11 protein-coding genes are annotated in these 13,681 nt (G+C 66.8%); 7 read left to right on the plus strand and 4 right to left on the minus strand.

Annotation, left to right across the window (positions count from 1 at the left end):
• Positions 1-28: 28 nt before the first annotated feature.
• From ACQY46_RS11870 to ACQY46_RS11885, 4 genes are all read right to left on the minus strand, one after another.
• Positions 29-2,224 carry an anthranilate synthase component I gene (locus ACQY46_RS11870; protein WP_428696246.1) on the minus strand — a complete coding sequence of 732 codons (2,196 nt, stop codon included), beginning with the start codon at positions 2,222-2,224 and terminating at the stop codon, positions 29-31.
• A gap of 252 nt (positions 2,225-2,476) precedes the next feature.
• A complete protein-coding gene (locus tag ACQY46_RS11875) occupies positions 2,477-3,448 on the minus strand; it encodes a succinylglutamate desuccinylase (RefSeq protein WP_428696247.1) in 972 nt (323 codons plus the stop codon).
• A gap of 61 nt (positions 3,449-3,509) precedes the next feature.
• Positions 3,510-4,676 carry an acetylornithine deacetylase gene (argE, locus tag ACQY46_RS11880; RefSeq protein ID WP_428696248.1) on the minus strand — a complete coding sequence of 389 codons (1,167 nt, stop codon included), beginning with the start codon at positions 4,674-4,676 and terminating at the stop codon, positions 3,510-3,512.
• 23 nt (positions 4,677-4,699) lie between these two features.
• Entirely contained in the window at positions 4,700-5,644 is a 945-nt protein-coding gene (locus tag ACQY46_RS11885) for a LysR family transcriptional regulator (protein WP_428696249.1), read from the minus strand.
• A 197-nt stretch (positions 5,645-5,841) separates the two neighbouring features.
• Between ACQY46_RS11885 and ACQY46_RS11890 the strand changes: the two genes are divergently transcribed.
• The 7 genes from ACQY46_RS11890 (at position 5,842) to serA (ending at position 13,677) form a co-directional block, all read left to right on the plus strand.
• A complete protein-coding gene (locus tag ACQY46_RS11890) occupies positions 5,842-7,434 on the plus strand; it encodes an ABC transporter substrate-binding protein (RefSeq protein ID WP_428696250.1) in 1,593 nt (530 codons plus the stop codon).
• A 100-nt stretch (positions 7,435-7,534) separates the two neighbouring features.
• The gene (locus ACQY46_RS11895; RefSeq protein ID WP_428696251.1) at positions 7,535-8,512 is read left to right on the plus strand and encodes an ABC transporter permease; all 978 of its coding nucleotides are present in this window, start codon (positions 7,535-7,537) and stop codon (positions 8,510-8,512) included.
• A gap of 7 nt (positions 8,513-8,519) precedes the next feature.
• The gene (locus ACQY46_RS11900; RefSeq protein WP_428696252.1) at positions 8,520-9,449 is read left to right on the plus strand and encodes an ABC transporter permease; all 930 of its coding nucleotides are present in this window, start codon (positions 8,520-8,522) and stop codon (positions 9,447-9,449) included.
• Positions 9,450-9,456: 7 nt separating this feature from the next.
• The gene (locus tag ACQY46_RS11905; protein WP_428696253.1) at positions 9,457-10,452 is read left to right on the plus strand and encodes an ABC transporter ATP-binding protein; all 996 of its coding nucleotides are present in this window, start codon (positions 9,457-9,459) and stop codon (positions 10,450-10,452) included.
• Complete coding sequence (locus tag ACQY46_RS11910) at positions 10,449-11,447, plus strand: ABC transporter ATP-binding protein (RefSeq protein ID WP_428696254.1); 999 nt, start codon at positions 10,449-10,451, stop codon at positions 11,445-11,447. Before ACQY46_RS11905 ends, ACQY46_RS11910 begins: the two co-directional genes overlap by 4 nt.
• A gap of 7 nt (positions 11,448-11,454) precedes the next feature.
• Positions 11,455-12,312 (plus strand): N-formylglutamate amidohydrolase, encoded by an 858-nt coding sequence (locus ACQY46_RS11915; protein WP_428696255.1) that lies wholly within the window; start codon positions 11,455-11,457, stop codon positions 12,310-12,312.
• 120 nt (positions 12,313-12,432) lie between these two features.
• Positions 12,433-13,677, plus strand: coding sequence for a phosphoglycerate dehydrogenase (gene serA, locus ACQY46_RS11920; RefSeq protein ID WP_428696256.1), 1,245 nt, complete (start codon positions 12,433-12,435; stop codon positions 13,675-13,677).
• Positions 13,678-13,681: the final 4 nt, after the last annotated feature.

The following is a 13,681-nucleotide window of genomic DNA, read 5'->3' on the forward strand; positions in this document are numbered from 1 at the left end:
AAAGCGTCCGTCCATGCGTGCCCGGTTGTCAGCCGGTGGCGGCCGCCGCCGGCAGGGCGGTGCTGCGCGCTTTCACCAGTTTCGTCACCACGTTGTGGATGATCCGGTGGCCGGCATCCTGGTCGAGCGACATGATCGATTCCGGGTGGAACTGGACGGCCGCGATGGGCTCGGCCTCGTGCTCGATCGCCATGACCACGCCGTCCTCCGTCTGCGAGGTGACGCGAAAGCCCGCCGGCAGCGCCGCGCGCAGCGCATGCAGCGAATGATAGCGGCCGACCGTCACGGGTGACGACAATCCCTCGAACAGCATGGAGTCCGCCTCGAAGGTGACCGGCGAGGGCTTGCCGTGCATCGGCACGTCGAGCTGTCCCAGCGTGCCGCCGAGGCCTTCCGCCAGCGCCTGCAGGCCGAGGCAGACACCGAAGATCGGCAGGCCCCGGGCCCGTGCCCGGCCGATGGTCGCGGCGCAGTCGAAATCCTTCGGGCTGCCAGGCCCTGGCGACAGAACGACCAGATCGGGCGCGACGTCGTGGAAGACATGGTCGGCGACCGGCGAGCGGTAGGTGACGACCGTGGCACCCGTCTGGCGGAAATAGTTGGCGAGCGTGTGGACGAAGCTGTCCTCGTGATCGACCAGCAGGATCTTCAGCCCCTTGCCCGGTTCCGCCTGGCTCGGATCGACGGTCTTTTCACGCAGGATGCCGGCCTCGCGAACGGCGGCGCGCATCGCCTCCGCCTTCAGCTCGGTCTCCGCCTCTTCCTCCTCCGGGATGCTGTCGTAAAGCAGCGTCGCGCCGGCGCGGATCTGGGCGACCCCGTCCTTGATGCGAACGGTCCTCAGCGTCAGCCCGGTGTTCATGTCGCCGTTGAACAGCACCGCGCCGATGGCCCCGCCATACCAGGCGCGCGGGCTCTTCTCGTGGCGCTCGATGAAGTCCATGGCCCAGCGCTTCGGCGCGCCGGTCACGGTCACCGCCCAGGTGTGCGAGAGGAAGGCGTCGAGCGCGTCGAGATCGTCGCGAAGAATGCCCTCGATATGGTCGACCGTGTGGATCAGCCGCGAATACATCTCGATCTGGCGCCGGCCGATGACCCGCACCGAGCCCGGCACGCAGATGCGGCTCTTGTCGTTGCGGTCGACGTCGGAGCACATGGTCAGCTCGGCCTCGTCCTTGGCCGAATTGAGCAGCTTGCGGATCTGCGCCTCGTCCTCGATGGCGTTCTTGCCGCGCCGGATCGTTCCCGAGATCGGACACGTCTCCACCCGCCGTCCGCCGGACACGCGCACATACATTTCCGGGCTGGCGCCGACGAGATACTCGCCCTTGCCCAGATTGATGAGGAAGCCGTAGGGGGAGGGGTTGATCTCCGAAAGTCGCCGGCTGACCGCCGAGGGCGGGGCCGGGCAGGCTTCGTAAAAGACCTGGCCCGGCACGGTCTCGAACAGGTCGCCGCGCCGGAAATAGTCCTTCGCCTTCTCCACCAGCCGCGCGTATTCGCCCGGCGTGTGATCGCCGCGCCCGGGATCCTCGTTGGCCGGCCGGTAGGCCTCGCTGCTACCGCCGCGCGACATCTCGTCGGTGGTCTTTCCCGCGACCTCGAATTCATAGGCGCGCACATGCGCCTTGCGGCCGTAATGGTCGACCAGCAGGATCTCGTCGGGCATGTAGAGAACCACGTCGCGCTGGTCGTCGGGGCGCTCCAGCACAAGCTCGATGGGCTCGAACTGGAAGGCAAGGTCGTAGCCGAAGGCGCCGTAGAGGCCCAGGTGGCCGTCGTCGCAGGCAAACAGCTCGTTGATGGCGCGGATGACGGAGAAGACGGAAGGCTGGCGCGAACGCTCCTCCTCGGCAAAGGCGCGCGTGGCCTGCGCGACGCGCATGGCGAGTTCGTCGCCCCGGCGCGTCAGGCCCTCGATGTCGGCAAGCCCGGCAAGGGCCTGTTCGATCGCCGGCATCAGCAACCGGCCCCGGTCGTTCAGGGCCTCGATGCGCACGTCCGCTCCGCGCGATTCCAGCACCAGCGGCGGGTTGACCAGCGCCATGTCCCAGCGCGTGTAGCGGCCCGGATATTCATAGGAGGAGGAGAAGACCGCGCCGCGTTCGCTGTCCAGCCTGTCGATCCAGGGCGAGGTGCCCTTCGCGTAATCGGCCGCGTGCGTGGTGACCCTCACCCCGATGCCGCCCTTCGTGACGAAGGCCTGTTCCTGTCCCGTCAGCATTCTTTCTCTCCTCCGCGCGGCCGTCGGAGCCTCCCCGGACATGACAAAGCCGCCGGCGGGACCCCGCGGCGGCTTTCCTCATGATCCGGGTGACGTCATGTCACGCGCTGTCGGTTGCCGCCTGTTACGAGGGGCGCCACCACCAGCCGTTGTTCGTGACAATTGTCTTGCTCATGGCAAATTCAGTAGCGCATGCGGGCGGCCTCCGCAACGCGGAAAGTTGCGCTGCGGAACCCGGCTCGCGCGGCCGCCTCAGGCACCTTCGACGAAACGCCCTAGCCGCACTGCGGTCTGCCCCTTGGCCGGGCGCCGGTTGGGCATGATCAGCACCGTGTCGTCATGCGGCGTGACGACCGGCTTGCCGCCGTCATGGGCGATCACCGTTCCGGCCCTGGCGATCACTTCCTGACCTACATATGCGTCGGTGAAGCGGAAGTCGTCGGTCTCGATGGTGACCGGTGCGACGATCTCGACAAAGCTTTGCGGGACGGGCGCGGGAAAGCGGGCCAGCTCGGCGGCGAAGGCGCCGGGCGCGACCACGCCGGTCGCCTGCAGGAAGCGAAGCGTGGTTTCAAGCGCCACGTCGGCGCTGGCCTTTTCCCAGTGCTGGCCGCATTCGACCAGCAGGGCGTTTTTCGGGCTGTCCGGATTGGAAAAACCGTCATAGTCACGCATGCGTTTGCCGGCAGCGTGGCCCTCGTCGCTGACCACCAGTGCCGGCGTGCCGACAGCGCGTGCCAGCGCCCGGCCCTTGGCCAGCGGCCCGGCGATATAGAGCGGCGCCGTGGCGTTCTGCATCGAGTGAAGGTCGAGCAGCAGATCGACCTCGTCGATGAAGGGACACAGCTCCTTGGCGCGCTTGCGCTCCAGGGTGTCGCCGCCATCGAGCGTCTCGTCCTGCCACAGCCGGTTCATGTCCTCGTCCGCCCAGCGCGAGGCGAAGGGATCGGCCGGGTCGTAGCGGTCATAGGCGTCGAGATTGATGAAGGCGAGCGACAGCTTGCCCCGGACCGGCCGCACGCCCTTGGAAAACAGCCAGTCGAGCGCGATCGGGCCGCATAATTCGTTGCCGTGGACGATCGCCGTCACCGCCACATGCGGGCCGGCGACGCCGCTGTCGAAAGTGGTGACGCCGCGAATGCCCGTATTGCCGGCAAGATAGGGCGTGATGTCGGTTTTCGTCAGCTCGACCGGGGGCAGGGGCGGTGTGGCGGCGTCGGTCATGGGTGTGTGTTCCTGCTTGCAATCAATGGAATGAAAAGGGTCTTGCCAGTGCCGTTGCGCATCAGGCCGAGGCTTCCTCGATCAACCGGTCGAGAAAGGTCTCGCATTTCACCAGTTCGGACACTTCGATGAACTCGTCCGCCTTGTGGGCCTGGCCGATCGAACCGGGGCCGACGACGACGGTCGGGATCGCGCCGATCTCGACGAAGCGCCCGCCTTCCGTGCCATAGGCGACCTTGGCGTGGTCGTTGCGGCCGGCGAGCCGCTTGGCCAGCCGCGTCACCTCCGCGTCGGCCGCCGTGTCGAGGCCGGGGAAGCTGGAGATCTGCTCGAAGGCAATGCCGGTTTCCGGCGCGCGCGCCTGCATCTCCGGCTCGATCTCCTCACGGGCAAAACGCATCACCTCCCCGACCAGCGCGTCGCCGTCCTCGCCGGGCAGCACCCGGAACTCGAAGGCGAGTTCGCAGCGGTCGGGCACGATGTTGAGCGCCGTGCCGCCGGAAACGGTGCCGGTATGCGAGGTTGTCACCGGCACGTCGTAGAGCGGGTCGCTCGGACCTTCCGCGAGCTCCAGCCCCATCTCGCGGATCTTCACGATCAGCCGGGCGGCATGCTCGACCGCGTTGACGCCCTCGGGAGCCAGCGAGGAGTGGCAGGTCCTGCCCGTGACGATGGCGCGGTAGGAACGTTTCGCCTTGTGCCCGATCACCACCTGCATCTCGGTCGGCTCGCCGACAAAACAGGCGCGCGGGAGCGGATGGGTGGCGATCAGGTGTTCGATCAGGCTGGGCACGCCCTTGCAGCCCACTTCCTCGTCATAGGAGAAGGCGAAATGGATCGGCGCCTTGAGATCGGCGGCCAGCATGTCGTCGACCTTGGCCATGATGCAGGCGAGAAACCCCTTCATGTCGCAGGACCCGCGCCCGTAGAGCCGGCCCTCGCGAAGGGTGAGGGCAAAGGGGTCGCTGGCCCAGTCCTGCCCGTCGACGGGCACCACGTCGGTGTGGCCGGAGAGCACGAAGCCGGGGACGTCCTTCGGCCCGATCGTGGCGATCAGGTTCGCCTTCTCGCCGGTCTCGTCGGGAATGCGCGTCGTCGCCACGCCGCGCTTTGCGAAGAACGCCTCCACATGGGCGATCAGCGCCAGGTTGGAGTTGCGGCTGGTCGTGTCGAAGCCGACCAGGTCCTTGAGGATTTCGGCAGAGCGCGGAGCCGCTGGCTGCAGCATGTCAGGTCCTTTCCTGGGGCCGGTCAGGCCGGATGCGAATAGGCGTCGGCGGGAACCGCGCGTCTTGCATATTCGATGAAGCGCTGGGCGATCGGGGCGACCGGCCCGGCGGGCACGAAGAATTGCGTCAGATAGTCGACGCGCGGGGTGAAGCGGCGGAAGACGACGCCATCCAGCGGCCGAAGGCTCACCGGGAACGGATTGACGAGGCCGATGCCCATGCCCTCGCGCACCAGCTCGCAGATGGCGATGCTGGTCGCGGTCTCGGCGCGGATCTTCCGCTCGATGCCGCGCTCGGCGAAGATCCGGTCAATGACATTGCGCTGGTGGAAGCGCCGGGTCAGCGCGATGAACGGCTCGCCGGCAAGGTCCTCCGGCGTGATTTCTTCCCTGTCCGCCAACCGGTGGTCGGCCGGGATCGCCGCATGGGCGATGGCATGGCGGAACGGATACATGCGCAAGCCGTCATGCCGGGTGCGGGTGTCGCTGATGCCGAGATCGGCATTCTCGTCCGCCACCGCCGCCGTGGCATTGATCGACATGCCGATTTCCAGATGCACCGAGGCTTCCGGGTTCTCCTTGAGGAACCCGGCGATCAGCCGGGTCAGCAGCCGGTGCGAGAGCGTCGGCGGCGCGGCAATGCGCAGGCGTTTGGGATTGGTGTCCTCGCTGTCGGCCGCGTCGAGCCGGGCGAGGGTGGCGAAAATCGGCTCGATCTGCTCGTTGAGCGCTAGCCCTTCGGATGTCGGCTGAATCCGGTTCCCGCTGCGGTGGAAGAGCTGCCGGTTGAGCCGCGCCTCGAGCTGTGCGATCGCCCGGCTGACCGCCGGTTGCGATATCCCCAGCCTGTGTGCCGCCGCCGTTGTCTTGCCCTCGGTGATGACCGCGCGCAGCACTTCGAGCTCGCGAAGCGTCAGCCCGTTGCGGTTTCCGCTGCTGCCGACTTGCCGGAACCCCGGCTGATCCATAACCTCTGTATCTGTCACGGGAATAGGTCTATGCGTTTAGGTTATCGTTTTTCGTTTGTCGATCATATAAACGCATAATAGCCTTTCCCACAAGCCATGGATGGCGGCAGCCAATCCGCAAAAGGCACCAGACGGGGACCGTGTCGATCCCGCCCCGCCTGCACAAGCTTCCAGGGATCCAGAGGGGAGTTGACCAGATGAAATTCACCAGGACGCCGCTCGTGCGCGCGCTCGTGGGGGCGGCGTGCGCCGTTGCCGTGGGCTCCGCTTCCGCGGCCGCCGAGGACATCGTGATCGGCCTTGATTCCGAGGCGACCTCGATCGATCCGCATTTCCACAATCTGGGGCCGAACAATCAGCTCGGCTTCATGATGTTCGACCGGCTCGCGAATCCGGACGAGCGGCAGAACTTCAAGCCGGGCCTTGCCGTTTCCTGGAAGCCCATCGACAGCACGACCTGGGAATTCAAGCTGCGCGAGGGCGTCAAGTTCCACGACGGCACCGACTTCAACGCCGACGACGTGATCTGCACCTTCGAGCGTGCTCCCAACGTGCCGAACTCGCCGGCCGGCTTCGGCACCTACACCAAGGGCAAGACCTTCGTGAAGGTCGACGACTTCACCGTCCACGTGAAGACCGATGCGCCCTATCCGGTGATGGTCAACGATCTCGGCAACGTGGCGATCGTCTCCAACGAGGGCGGCTGCGACGGGGCGACCGAGGACTACAATTCCGGCAAGGCGGCGGCCGGCACCGGACCGTTCAAGTTCGCCGAATACGTGCCCGGCGACCGCATCGTCCTGGAGGCCAATGCCGACTACTGGGGCGACAAGCCGATCTGGGACAAGGTCACGCTGAAGCCGATCAAGTCCGGCCCCTCGCGGGTTGCCGCGCTTCTCGCCGGCGATGTCGACATGATCAACGGCGTGCCGACGACCGACATCGAGACGCTCAAGGGTCGCGACAACGTTGTCCTGTCCCAGGGCGTGTCGAACCGCGTCATCTACCTGCACCTCGATCACTTCCGCGAGAATTCGCCCTTCGTGAAGGCCAATGGCGGCGGCGACATCAAGAACCCGCTGATGGACCTCAAGGTCCGCCAGGCGCTGTCCAAGGCGATCTCGCGCGAGCTGATCCGCGACCGCGTCATGGAAGGGCTTTCCATTCCCGCCGGCCAGTTGCTCCCCGAAGGCTTCTTCGGCGTTTCGGACAAGCTCGGGCCGGAGCTTTATGACACGGAAGGCGCCAAGGCGCTGCTGGCGGAGGCGGGGCTTCCCGACGGCTTCGAGCTGACGATCCACGGGCCGAACGACCGCTACCTCAACGACGCCAAGATCGCCGAGGCCATCGCCCAGATGCTGACGCGCGTCGGCATCAAGACCCAGGTCGAGACGATGCCGCGCTCGGTCTACTTCACCCGCGCCTCGACCGGCGCCGACGGCCTGCCGGAATTCTCGCTGATCCTGGTCGGCTGGGGCGCCGGCTCGGGCGAGGCATCCTCGCCGCTGCGTGCGCTGATCGCCTCCTACGACAAGGACAAGGGCATGGGCACCGCCAATCGCGGCCGCTATTCCAATCCGGAAGTCGACAGGCTGATCGAGGCGGCGCTTGCCGAAGTCGATGACGAGAAGCGTGCCGGCCTGCTGGCCGAGGCGACCGAGCTTGCCATCGGCGAACTGGCGATCATTCCGATCCACTACCAGGTCAACACCTGGGCGAGCCGTGCCGGCCTCAAGTACATCCCGCGCACGGACGAGTACACGGTCGCCTATGGCGTGGTGAAGGAATAACCCGACACGAAGCCGGGAGCCGCGGTGATCCCTGCGGCTCCCTCATCGTCTTTCGTGTCGCGGGCCGGGCAACGAGCCCGGCGAGAACAGGGCACACGCCATGAGCGTCTTTATCCTCCGCCGCCTGCTGCAGAGCGCGCTGGTCATGGTCGCCATGGCGGTGCTCGTTTTCTTCGGCGTCCATCTGGTCGGCGACCCGGTCTACATGTTCATCACCCCGGACATGGACCAGGCCGATATCGAAAATGTCACCCGCGCGCTCGGCCTCGACCGGCCGATCTGGGAGCAGTTCTGGATCTTCATGACCAATGCCGTGCAGGGCAATCTGGGCCAGTCCTTCGTCTTCGGAGAGCCGGCGCTGGGCCTGATCGTGCAGCGCATGCCGGCTACGCTCGAGCTTGCCTTCGCGGCGCTCCTGATGGCCGTCGTCATCGGCATTCCGCTCGGCCTTTACGCCGGGCTTTATCCCGACGGGATTCCCGCCAAGGCGATCATGGCCGGGTCCATTCTCGGCTTCTCGCTGCCCACCTTCTGGGTCGGCATCATGATGATCATGATCTTCGCGGTGATCCTCGGCTGGCTGCCCTCGACCGGGCGCGGCGACACGGTCGAGGTCTTCGGCCTGCACCTGTCCTTCCTGACGCTCGACGGGTTGCGGCATCTGGCGCTTCCCGCGCTCAACCTGGCGCTGCTCAAGATCTCGCTGGTCATCCGCCTGACCCGCGCCGGCACCCGCGAGGCGATGTTCCAGGACTACATCAAGTTCGCCCGCGCCAAGGGCCTGTCGCGCCCGCGCATCGTCGGCGTGCACCTCTTGAAGAACATCCTCATTCCGGTGGTCACCGTGCTCGGCCTGGAATTCGGCTCGCTGATCGCCTTCTCGGTCGTCACCGAGACGATCTTCGCCTGGCCCGGCATGGGCAAGCTCCTGATCGAGGCGATCCAGCAGCTCGACCGGCCGATCATCGTCGCCTACCTGGTGATGATCGTCTTCCTCTTTGTCGTCATCAATCTGGTGGTGGACATCCTCTATTCGATCCTCGATCCGCGCGTGCGGCTCGGCGATCGCGGACAGTGAGCCGGCGATGACCAGTCTCGATCCCGCCTCCAGGGCGGACCCCGCTGCGCTGGCGCTGAAACCGGCCGAAACGCCGCTGCGCCGCTTTGTCTCCGACTATTGCGACAGCCGGCTTGCGGTCGGTGCGGCGCTGCTGCTTGCCACGATCATCATCGTCGCCATCCTCGCGCCCTGGATCACGCCGCAGGACCCGTACGACCTCGCCGTGGTCTCGATCTTCGATGCCCGCCAGCCGCCGGGCGCGGAAAGCATGGACGGCTACACGTTCTGGCTGGGCACGGACGGTGCCGGCCGCGACCTGCTGTCGGCGATCATCTACGGGTTGCGCATCTCGCTCTCCGTCGGTGTCGCCTCCGGCGTCATCGCCATCATCGTCGGCATGACGGTCGGCCTGCTTGCCGCCTATGCGGGCGGGCGCACCGAAAACCTGATCATGCGCGTCGTCGATATCCAGCTGTCGCTGCCCGCCGTGCTGATCGCGCTGATCCTGCTCGCCATCCTGGGCAAGGGCATCGACAAGATCATCATCGCGCTGGTGATCGCCCAGTGGGCCTATTACGCCCGCACCGTGCGGGCCTCGGCGCTGGTCGAGCGGCGGCGCGAATATGTCGAGGCGGCCGCCTGTCTCGGCCTGTCGCATGCCCGCATCGTCTTCCGCCACATCCTGCCCAACTGCGTTGCGCCGCTGATCGTCGTCGGCACCGTGCAGACGGCGCATGCCATCGCGCTGGAAGCGACGCTCTCCTTCCTCGGCGTCGGCCTGCCGCAGACCGAGCCCTCGCTCGGCCTGCTGATCTCCAACGGCTTCGAATACATGCTGTCGGGCAAATACTGGATCGCCGTCTTCCCCGGCGTGGCCCTCCTGATCACCATCGTCTCGATCAACATGGTCGGCGACCAGCTGCGCGACGTGCTCAACCCGCGCCTGCAGAAATGAGGTCCCGATGATCCGCGAAACCGTGCTCGAGGTCGAGGACCTCAAGACCCATTTCTTCACCAAGGCGGGCGTCGCGAAGGCTGTCGACGGCGTCTCCTTCTCGCTCGGTCGCGGCGAGGTGCTGGGCCTCGTGGGCGAGAGCGGGTCCGGCAAGACCGTGACCGGCTTCTCGCTGATGGGACTGGTGGACCCGCCCGGGCGCATCGTCTCCGGTTCGATCCGTCTCGGCGGGGAGGAGCTTGTCGGCCGCCCGGAAGAAGCCTGGCGCACCCTGCGCGGCCGGCGCATCGCCATGATCTTCCAGGATCCGATGATGACCCTCAATCCGGTCCTGCGTATCGACACGCAGATGATCGAGGCGATCCGCGCGCATGAGGATATCTCCCGCGAGGCGGCGCGCGAGCGGTCTCGCGAGGCGCTTGCCCGCGTCGGCATTCCCTCGCCCGACGAGCGGCTCGCCGCCTATCCGCACCAGTTCTCCGGCGGCATGCGCCAGCGCGTCGCCATCGCCATCGCGCTGCTCAACGAACCGGAGGTGATCGTCGCCGACGAGCCGACCACGGCGCTCGACGTCACCATCCAGGCGCAGATCCTCTACGAGGTGCAGAAGCTGTGCGCCGACACGGGCCTTGCGATGATCTGGATCACCCATGACCTTGCCGTTGTCGGCGGCCTCGCCGACCGGGTCGCGGTCATGTATGCCGGCCGCATTGTCGAGCAAGGGCCGGTCGACGCCGTGCTCGATGCGCCCTTCCATCCCTATACGCACGGGTTGATCGGCTCGGTGCCGAGCCACAACCGGCGTGGGCACAGGCTCACGCAGATCCCCGGCATGGCGCCCTCGCTGCTGCACCTGCCGCCCGGATGCAGCTTCGCCGCGCGCTGCCCGCGCGCAGACGCCGCCTGCAACGAGATGCCGGCGCTCGCCGAGCTTTCGCCCGGACGCGGCGCCCGTTGCCACCATCCGCACCTTGCCGAGACCGTTACCGGAGGTGCCGCATGAGCGACGTGCCGCTGCTTGCGCTTGAAGACGTCTCCAAACGCTTCGTCCGCCGCCTCGACGCGGCCGAGAAGATCGTCAACCTGCTCGGCGGCAATCGCCGGGAAGAAGTGGTCCACGCCGTCGACAGCGTGTCGCTCGGCATTCGCGAGGGCGAGGTGGTCGGCCTTGTCGGCGAGAGCGGATGCGGCAAGTCCACGCTCGGCCGGGTCGTTGCCGGCGTGCACGCGCCGAGCGCCGGCAAGGTCCTGTGGCGCGGCCGCGACGTTGCCGCCATGTCCGGTGCGGAGCGGCGCGAGGCGACGCTGAAGATCCAGATGATTTTCCAGGACCCCATGTCCTCGCTCAATCCGCGCATGCGGGTGCGCGACATTGTCGGCGAGGCGCCGCGCGTCCACGGCCTGGTGTCGGGGGAAGAGGTGTCCGACTATGTCGACGCCATGCTGCTGCGCGTCGGGCTGGATCCGGCCATCAAGAGCCGCTACCCGCACCAGTTCTCCGGCGGCCAGCGCCAGCGCATCGGCATCGCAAGGGCGCTGGCGGTGAAGCCGGACTTCCTCGTTTGCGACGAGAGCATCGCCGCGCTCGACGTTTCCATCCAGGCGCAGGTGCTCAACCTGTTCATGGACCTGCGCGAGGATCTGGGCCTCACCTACCTGTTCATCTCCCACGATCTCGGCGTCGTCGAGCACCTCGCCGACCGGGTGGTGATCATGTATCTCGGCCGCGTCGTGGAAAGCGCGCCGGCGGTCGAGCTCTTCGCCGATCCGAACCATCCTTACGCCCGCGCCCTGCTCGACGAGGTGCCGCGCATCGACACGCGCAAGCGCATCTTCCAGCCGGTCAAGGGCGAGATCCCGTCGCCGCTCACCCCGCCGGCCGGCTGCCATTTCCATCCCCGCTGCCCGCATGCCAAACCCCGCTGCGGCGTCGAGGCGCCGGCCCTGCGCGAGATTGCGCCGGGACGGCTCTCCGCCTGCCACCTGAACGACGGGTGAGGGCGGCATGACTTCGGACGGTGACGGGGCGATGTTCTCGATCCTTCGACCCGAGCAGGTCGCCGCGCCGCTGGTGCTCGACAGTCCCCATTCGGGCAGGTTCTATCCGGCCGATTTCGCCCCGGCCCAGCCGCCGGAGCGCTATCGCCGGGCCGAGGACATGCATGTCGACGAGCTTTTCGGCGATGCGCCCGCCCTCGGCCTGCCGCTGCTTTCGGCGCGTTTCGGCCGCATCTATTGCGACGTCAACCGCGCCTTCGACGATCTCGATCCCTCAGTCCTCGACGATGCCTCGGGGCTTGCCCTTGCCCCCTCGTCCAAGGCTCGGCTCGGCAAGGGCGTCGTGTGGACCGCGACGCCGCCGGACGGTGCGCCGCTGCTCGCCGGACCGCTTTCGCGCACCGACTATGAGGCGCGGCTTGCCCGTTGCTGGTGGCCTTATCACGAGACGCTTGCGCGTCTGCTGGACGAAACGCGCCGTTCGGGCCGGATTTTCCATCTCGACCTGCATTCGATGCAACCGGTGGCCAATGCCATGCACGAGGACGCGACCGGCTCGCGCCGCCCTGACATCGTGCTCTCCGACCGCGAGGGGACGAGCGCTGCCGCCGGCTTTCTCGATGCGGCGCTGGCAGCCTTCGACGGGTTGGGTTTTTCGCTCGCCGTCAACGATCCCTTCAAGGGTGCGGAGATATTGCGCCGCCACGGAAATCCGGCGGCCGGCGTCCATTCCCTCCAGGTCGAGGTCAACCGGGCGCTCTACATGGACGTCGAAGCCTATGGAAAGACGGCGCAATTCGCCGACACAAGGCAACGTCTGGCAACCTTCGTCACGCGCCTGCGCGACTGGTGCGCCAGGGCCTGAACGGCAAGCGCCCATGTGCATTGCAAAAAGCGGCGGTTGAAATTTCCCCGCAGACAGGGCACCAGAGCGGCAACGCGGGCGAGACTCGCGTGCCCCTTCCTCTGTTTCCGGGATGACCGCATGAAGACCGGCCTGTCGCGCCCCAAGCATCAGATCCGCTGGCTGCTTCTGGAGGGCATCAGCCCGAGCGCGCCGGATGTGCTCGCCCAGGCGGGCTACACCAACGTCACCCAGCTGAAGACGGCGCTCGACCGTTCCGCGCTGATCGAGGCCCTGCAGGGCGTTCATATTCTGGGCATCCGCTCGCGCACCCAGGTCGACGAGGAAATCCTCAAGGCGGCCGGCACGCTGGTGGCCGTCGGCTGCTTCTCCGTCGGCACCAACCAGGTCGACCTCGTCGGCGCCAACCGGCGCGGCGTGCCGGTCTTCAACGCGCCGTTTTCCAACACCCGCAGCGTCGCCGAGCTGACCATCGCCGAGATCGTCATGCTGGTGCGCGGCACCTTCACCAAGTCGATGGCGGCCCATTCCGGACGCTGGCTGAAGACGGCGGCGGGCAGCAACGAGGTGCGCGGCAAGACGCTCGGCATCGTCGGCTACGGCAATATCGGCTCGCAGCTCGCCATGCTCGCCGAGGCGATGGGCATGCGGGTGATCTTCCACGATCACACCGACAAGCTGCGCCACGGCAATGTCGAGCCGGCCGGTTCCTTGACCGAGCTTCTCGCCGTCTCCGACGTCGTTTCGCTGCACCTGCCGCAGACGCCGGAAACGCGCGGCATGATCGGACGCGACGAGATCGCGGCGATGAAGAAGGGCGCCTGTCTGATCAACAATGCCCGGGGCACCGTGCTCGATATCGATGCCCTGGCGGATGCCCTGAAATCCGGCCATCTGGCCGGTGCGGCGGTCGATGTCTTCCCGAGCGAGCCGAAATCCAATGACGAGGAGTTCGTCTCGCCGCTGCGCGGGCTCGACAACGTCATCCTCACCCCGCATGTCGGCGGTTCGACGGAAGAGGCGCAGGAGCGTATCGGCGAGGAGGTGGCCCGCCGTCTCGTGGAATATTCCGATGTCGGTTCGACTATCGGCGCGGTCAATTTCCCGCAGGTGCAGCTTCCCAAGGGCACCAGCAACACCCGGTTCATCCAGGTGCAGCGCAACTCTCCCGGCGAACTTGGCAAGCTCAACGATCTCTTCGCCGCCAAGAAGATCAACATCGCCGCCCAGCACTACCAGACCGACGGCGAGATCGGCTATGTCGTGCTCGACGCCGACGGGCAGGTGGAAAATTCCGTCGAGGTGCTCGAAGGGATCCGCGATCTGTCCGGCACGATCCGCGCCCGCCTGCTCAACCGCGTCTGAGCGC

This window comes from Stappia sp. (assembly GCF_965276915.1).
Lineage (GTDB): Bacteria > Pseudomonadota > Alphaproteobacteria > Rhizobiales > Stappiaceae > Stappia.

Bases quoted from the DNA above. Each gene is read 5' to 3' on its own strand.
- ACQY46_RS11900 (WP_428696252.1), top strand. From the start codon at position 8,520: ATGACCAGTCTCGATCCCGCCTCCAGGGCGGACCCCGCTGCGCTGGCG.
- ACQY46_RS11915 (WP_428696255.1), top strand. From the start codon at position 11,455: ATGACTTCGGACGGTGACGGGGCGATGTTCTCGATCCTTCGACCCGAG.
- ACQY46_RS11895 (WP_428696251.1), top strand. From the start codon at position 7,535: ATGAGCGTCTTTATCCTCCGCCGCCTGCTGCAGAGCGCGCTGGTCATG.
- ACQY46_RS11905 (WP_428696253.1), top strand. From the start codon at position 9,457: ATGATCCGCGAAACCGTGCTCGAGGTCGAGGACCTCAAGACCCATTTC.
- ACQY46_RS11875 (WP_428696247.1), bottom strand. From the start codon at position 3,448: ATGACCGACGCCGCCACACCGCCCCTGCCCCCGGTCGAGCTGACGAAA.
- ACQY46_RS11910 (WP_428696254.1), top strand. From the start codon at position 10,449: ATGAGCGACGTGCCGCTGCTTGCGCTTGAAGACGTCTCCAAACGCTTC.
- ACQY46_RS11890 (WP_428696250.1), top strand. From the start codon at position 5,842: ATGAAATTCACCAGGACGCCGCTCGTGCGCGCGCTCGTGGGGGCGGCG.
- serA (WP_428696256.1), top strand. From the start codon at position 12,433: ATGAAGACCGGCCTGTCGCGCCCCAAGCATCAGATCCGCTGGCTGCTT.
- ACQY46_RS11885 (WP_428696249.1), bottom strand. From the start codon at position 5,644: ATGGATCAGCCGGGGTTCCGGCAAGTCGGCAGCAGCGGAAACCGCAAC.
- ACQY46_RS11870 (WP_428696246.1), bottom strand. From the start codon at position 2,224: ATGCTGACGGGACAGGAACAGGCCTTCGTCACGAAGGGCGGCATCGGG.
- argE (WP_428696248.1), bottom strand. From the start codon at position 4,676: ATGCTGCAGCCAGCGGCTCCGCGCTCTGCCGAAATCCTCAAGGACCTG.